At 73.3% G+C, this 5,871-nt stretch carries 4 protein-coding genes; 1 reads left to right on the forward strand and 3 read right to left on the reverse strand.

Annotated elements, in window-relative coordinates; all coding sequences use genetic code 11:
- Nucleotides 1-219: 219 nt before the first annotated feature.
- Nucleotides 220-1,587 carry a carbohydrate-binding protein gene (locus tag ACFYYB_RS42050; protein ID WP_389444012.1) on the forward strand — a complete coding sequence of 456 codons (1,368 nt, stop codon included), beginning with the start codon at nucleotides 220-222 and terminating at the stop codon, nucleotides 1,585-1,587.
- Nucleotides 1,588-1,738: 151 nt separating this feature from the next.
- Here the strand turns inward: ACFYYB_RS42050 and ACFYYB_RS42055 are convergent, their stop codons facing one another.
- From ACFYYB_RS42055 to ACFYYB_RS42065, 3 genes are all read right to left on the reverse strand, one after another.
- A complete protein-coding gene (locus tag ACFYYB_RS42055; RefSeq protein WP_389444014.1) occupies nucleotides 1,739-4,150 on the reverse strand; it encodes an ABC transporter substrate-binding protein in 2,412 nt (803 codons plus the stop codon).
- A 233-nt stretch (nucleotides 4,151-4,383) separates the two neighbouring features.
- The gene (locus ACFYYB_RS42060; RefSeq protein ID WP_389444016.1) at nucleotides 4,384-4,833 is read right to left on the reverse strand and encodes an SRPBCC family protein; all 450 of its coding nucleotides are present in this window, start codon (nucleotides 4,831-4,833) and stop codon (nucleotides 4,384-4,386) included.
- A gap of 75 nt (nucleotides 4,834-4,908) precedes the next feature.
- Nucleotides 4,909-5,580 carry a GNAT family N-acetyltransferase gene (locus tag ACFYYB_RS42065; RefSeq protein ID WP_389444018.1) on the reverse strand — a complete coding sequence of 224 codons (672 nt, stop codon included), beginning with the start codon at nucleotides 5,578-5,580 and terminating at the stop codon, nucleotides 4,909-4,911.
- Nucleotides 5,581-5,871: the final 291 nt, after the last annotated feature.

A 5,871-nucleotide genomic window follows, 5' to 3' on the forward strand; every position in this document is an offset into this window, starting at 1 on the left:
CGTACGCCCAGTACGCGAGCGCCCCGACAGCACGCCCAGGCACGGCACCAGACGCCGCGGACTCGGCCGACAAGATCCGAAAGAGACGACCTAGGACTCGGGCGGGGCGGGGCGCGTCGCACGGCCATAACACCGGGGGAGGGGCCGACCGGCAGCTCCCGCGGGAGCGTTCGGATTCCTACGGTGTCGCTGACCCCCACCGAACCGAGGAGATCCCCCATGCTCAAGCGACACGCCCGCGCGGCGTGTACCGCCCTGGCCGCCGGGCTGCTGCTCGCCGCCACCGGCGCCGTTGCCGCCGCCGCCCCCGCGGACTCCACCGACACCGCGCGCCCGCAGAAGTCCGCCTCCGCCACGCTGCGCACCGCCGACGCTCCTCCCGAGCTGCTCGCCGCCCTGCGGCGCGACCTCGGCCTGACCCCCACACAGGCCGAGGCCCGCCTGGCCCACGAGGCCGAGGCCGGGGCCACCGCCGCCCGGCTGCAGGCCCGGCTCGGCGCGGCCTTCGCCGGAGCCTGGCTCGACGGCGCCGACGCGGGGACGCTGACCGTGGCCACCACCCGGGCCGCCGACACCGCCTCGATACGGGCCACCGGGGCCCGGGCGAAGCTGGTCGGCCGCTCCCTGGCCGACCTGGACACCGCGAAGGCCGCGCTGGACCGGGCCGCCACCGCCGGGACCCCGGTCCGCTACGTCGACCCGCGCGGCAACACCCTGGTCGTGGAGGAGACCCGGCCCGGGGCGGCGGCCGCCCTGCTGGCGGCCACCGGGACCGACGCGGCACTGGTCACGGTGGTCCGCACCGCCGAGGCCCCGCGCCCGCTGTACGACCTGCGCGGCGGGGACGCGTACTACATGAACGGCAGCGGCCGCTGCTCGGTGGGCTTCCCGATCACCAAGGGCACGGTGAACGGCTTCGCCACCGCCGGGCACTGCGGGCGGGCCGGCACCACCACCAGCGGGTTCAACCAGGTCGCCCAGGGCTCCTTCCAGGCGTCCGTATTCCCCGGGAACGACATGGCCTGGGTGGCGGCGAACGCCAACTGGACCTCCACCCCGTACGTCAAGGGCAGCGGCGGGGCGAACGTGCAGGTCACCGGCTCGGTACTGCAACCCGTCGGGGCCTCGGTGTGCCGCTCCGGCTCCACCACGGGCTGGCACTGCGGGACTATCCAGCAGCACAACACCAGCGTCACGTACCCCGAGGGCACCATCTCCGGAGTCACCCGGACCACCGTCTGCGCCGAGCCCGGTGACTCCGGCGGCTCCTACATCTCCGGCAGCCAGGCCCAGGGCGTGACCTCGGGAGGCTCCGGCAACTGCTCCAGCGGCGGGACCACCTTCTTCCAGCCGCTGAACCCGATCCTGTCCGCCTACGGCCTGACCCTCAAGGTCACGGGAACTGACCCGGGCCCCGGCCCCGGCCCCGGTGACCCCGAGCCCGGCGGCACCTGGAAGGCCGGCTCCGTCTACGCCGCCGGCGCCACCGTCACGTACGGCGGCGCGAGCTACCGCTGCATCCAGGGGCACCAGGCCCAGACGGGCTGGGAGCCGCCGGTGGTCCCGGCGCTCTGGCAGCGGCTGTAGGGCACGCGGCACGTGAACGGGCGCCGTGGCTGCCGAGGGGGGAGCCACGGCGCCACCCGTCGGCGCGGTCTCGTCCGGGACGGATCGGGCGGCCGGTCCGGGACGGATCAGCGGCCCTTCCGGGACGGATCGTCGGCCCGCCCGGGACGGATCAAGGGGCAGCGGGCCCGCTCTTCACGGTGGTCCAGCTCCCGCCCTTCACCGCGTACACCGTCAGCTGACGGTTGACCGTGTCGCCGTACGCGTCGAAGGCCACGCGCCCGGTGACGCCGTCGAAGGCCAGCCGCGACACGGCCTGCGGCATCTTCGCCCGGGCGTCCGCGGGGAGGGCTCCGCCGTTGGCCTCCACCACGGCCTTCACGGCCTCGATGACGGCCCAGGTGGCGTCGTACGCGTAAGGACCGTAGGAACCGGCCGCCTCCGGGTAGCCCGCCTCCTGGTACCGCGTGAGGAAGTCCGGTCCGTTCTTCAGGTCCTCGGCAGGGACGCCGATGCCCGTGGCGAGGTCACCCTCGGCCTTCGTGTTCGTCGTCAGGAACTGCTGGTCGAAGATGCCGTCGCCGCCCATCAGGGGGATGGTCACGCCCGCCTCCTTGAGCTGCCGGGAGAGCGGCGCGGCGGCGTCGTAGTAGCCGCCGAAGTACACGGCGTCGGCGCCGGAGGACCGGATCTGGGCGGCCAGGTAGGAGAAGTCGCCTTGCGCGGGGTCGATCTGGTCCGTACCCACGACGGTCCCGCCGAGCTTCGCGAACGCGGCCCCGACTCCGGAAGCGAGGCCGGTGCCGTAGGCGCTGCCGTCGCCGATGACGTAGAGCTTCCTCTTCCCGGCCTCGCCGTGGAGGTACCGGGCGGCGAACGGGCCCTGGTCGACGTCCGTGGCGACGGTTCGGAAGTAGGTGTCGTACGGGCGGGACTTGGAGCCCTTGGCCCAGTCGGGGCCCAGCGTCAGCACGGGGTCGGTGTTGGCCGGTGACACGTTGACGAGGTTCGCCCGTCCGAGCGGCTCCGCCATGGTCTTGGCGACCGACGAGGTGAGCGGCCCCACCACACCGAGCACCTTCGCGTCGTCGATGAACCGAGCGGCGTTGGGCCCGCCCTTGGCGGGGGCGGCCTCGTCGTCCAGCGCTTTGATCTCGAAGGTCACACCGGGTACGTGCCCGGTGCGGTTGGAGGTCGTGGCCGCCAGGTCGGCGGAGTTCTTCATGCCGACGCCCATGGCCGACAGCCCGCCGCTGAGCGGCGCGTCCAGCCCGATGACCACCGTGACGGTCGAGGACGTGGAGCCGCCGCCGGTACCCCCGCCGCCGTGCGAGGTGTCACGGGTCAACTTCCAGGTCAGGACGGAGCCGGCCGCGAGCGTGACCATGGCCACCCCCAGAACGGCCGCGCGCCGTGTCAGGACGCGCCGACGGGCGGAAGCCCCCTCCTCCCGCCCCTGCTGGTCGCCCCAGCCGAGCGAGATCACGTCCTCGGCCGGAGGGACGGCGACGGGCGGGGTGGTCGGCCGCTCCGGCACGGGCCGAGGAAGGGTGCCGGGCGTGTGCGCCGGTTCCTCGGCCGTGGGCGTCGGCAGCGGTGAAGCGGGTTCCGATTCCCGCTCGGTCGGCGTCGGGGTCGGGGCGTGCTCGGTCACCGCCTCCGAGACGGGCGCCGTCTCCGGGACGGGTGGCGTCTGCGGGACGGGCGGCGCCTCCGGCTCGCGCGGGACGGCCTCCGAGACCGTGTCCGCCCCGGACCGGTCCGACCGCAGCGCGGCCGCCAGCAGCTCCGTGGCCTCGGCCGCGCCGACGCGTCGCGCCGGGTCCTTCGTGAGGAGCGCGTCCAGTACGGGTGCCAGCGGGCCGGCGTGGACCGGCGGCCGGTGGGGGCGGGTGAAGACGGCCACGGCAAGGGCGTGGAGCCCGTCGGCCTCGAACGGCGGGCGTCCCTCGATGGCGTGGTAGAGGGTGGCGCCAAGGGCCCACAAGTCGTTCGCGGGGGTCGGGTGCTTGCCCTCCAGCTGCTCCGGGGGCATGTAGTGCGGGGTGCCGATGACGGTTCCGCTCCGGCTGAGCTTGGTCGTGGCGTCCGCGAGGTGGGCGATGCCGAAGTCGGTGAGGACGACGCGGTCCTTGGTCAGGAGCACGTTGTCCGGCTTGATGTCACGGTGGATGATCCGTGCGCCGTGCGCTTCGGTGAGCGCGCCGAGCAGAGCGGCCCCTATCTCCGCCACGCGCCGCGCGGGCAGCCGGCCCTGCCGGCGGATGGCCGCGGCGAGGGACTCCCCCCGGATGAACTCCATGACGATGACGGGGGAGCCGTTGTGCTCGACCACGTCGTGGATGGTGATGATCCCGGGATGGCTGAGAGTGACCGCCGCGCGGGCCTCACCAGTGAAACGCCTGAGCAGCGTCGCACGGTCGCCGTCGTCCATTCCCGCCGGGAAGAGGATCTCCTTGACGGCGACCTCGCGTCCGAAGAGCTGCTGGTCGAGGCCTCGCCAGACCCGGCCCATGCCCCCCTGGCCGATGGGTTCGACCAGTTGGTACCGGCCGGCGATGAGTTCGGGTTTCTGCTCGGTCACGCGCACACTCTAGGACCTGTTGGACCGGTCGGGTGACGGAACCGTGGCTTGATCCAGCGCCCCGGCCGCCCCGGCCCGCCGGTGCCGCCTCCCGACCCGGGATCAGACGGTGCGTCACCGGGCCATGGCCGCAGTGGCCATCCGTTCCCCGGCCCGGCCGCCCCGCGAGGCGGTACGGGCTCCCGGGCACGCGGCGGCGGTGCCCCCGTGCGCCGCCCGGAGTCCCATCCCGCTCAGATCTCGCCGCGCCAGGCACCCGTCGCGACCCCACGCGATTCGATGAAGAGCTTGAACCGTTTCAGGTCACCCGCCACCTGACGCTTGACGAAGCCGAGCTTGTCGGCGGCCGCCTCGGCCAGGCCGTCCGGTGCCCAGTTCATGTGCAGGACGACCTTCGTGGTGGTCGCGTCGATCGGCTGGAAGGTGACGAGCCCGGCCTGGCGGGCCTCACCGTCGACCGTCATCCACGCGACACGCCGGTCCGGGAGCTGTTCGGTGATCTGGGCGTCGAACTCGCGCTGCACACCGTTCACGTTCGTCACCCAGTGGGTGAGCGTGTCCGTGCGCTGGACGATCCGTTCGACCCCCTCCATGAAGGCGGGGAAGTCCTCGAACTGCGTCCACTGGTTGTAGGCCGTGCGTACGGGGACGTTGACCTCGACGTGCTCCTCGACGTGCGACATGCGCACTCCTTCCGTGTCGTCAGCAGCCCGCACCCGCAGGTGCGGGTCGTCCGTCAGGACGTCTGGTAGGCGCGACTACCCGAGCTCGACGGGCCCATGCGCCTCCCCCGGTGAGGGTTCGCGCCACATGGGCCAGAGGGTGGGCCCGCCCTGCGGGAGGCTGAGTTCGGAGGTGACGCGGAAGCCGAGCCGTTCGTAGAAGGGGACGTTGGCGGCCTTGCTCGACTCCAGGTAGGCGGGTAGCCCGAGCCTGTCGCAGTCGGTCAACTGCTGACGCAGCAGTGCCGATCCGACCCCCGCCCCCTGGAGGCCCGGGTCCGTTCCCACGGACGGCAGGTACCAGTGGGGAGCGTCCGGATGGGCGCCGTGCATGAGGTTCTGGACCTCACCGGCCCGCGACATCCCACGGAGACCGAAGACGCGTACGTACTGGGGGAGTGCCGCCAGCTCTCCCGGCGCGGAGGTCTTCCAGCGCCCGGGCCCCGACCACAACGCGGCCGCCAGCAACCGCCCGTCGCCTGTCGCGGCGACCCGGACCCCGCCCGCGCGGGGTCGTACCTGGCGCTGGGCGAGCTCGAAGTAGCGGGCGATCCGGCGTTCCCGGTCGGCCGGGGCGGGGATCATCCACGCCATGACGGGGTCGTCGGAGAAGGCGCGGGCCAGCAGGGCGGCGACCGCCCCGGACTCGGAGGACCGGGCGAACCGGATGCCGTACCCGGCGATGGGCAGTGTCGTGCGGGTGCTCATGGGGCCACGCTAGGCAGCGGTCCGGGGCTTCCCCGGCCGTGCACGACGGACACGCCGAACGGACCACCCGCTCCGCCACCCGGCTCCGCCACCGGGCCCTGCGGCCCGGACCGCGTGAACGACAGCCTTCACCGGCCTGCGACCTTCGATCCGGGGGCCGTGGAGCCGCCTCGCCTTCCTCCGAGAGGGGTACGAGCAGGCACGGAGGGTGAGATCCGGTCCTTGTGGCGGTGACCCGCCCCACAGGGCCTAGGTCACATACGAGGCGGGATAGTAGTCCTTAAACGTCCC

This window comes from Streptomyces sp. NPDC002886 (assembly GCF_042888445.1).
In the GTDB taxonomy this organism is placed as follows: domain Bacteria; phylum Actinomycetota; class Actinomycetes; order Streptomycetales; family Streptomycetaceae; genus Streptomyces.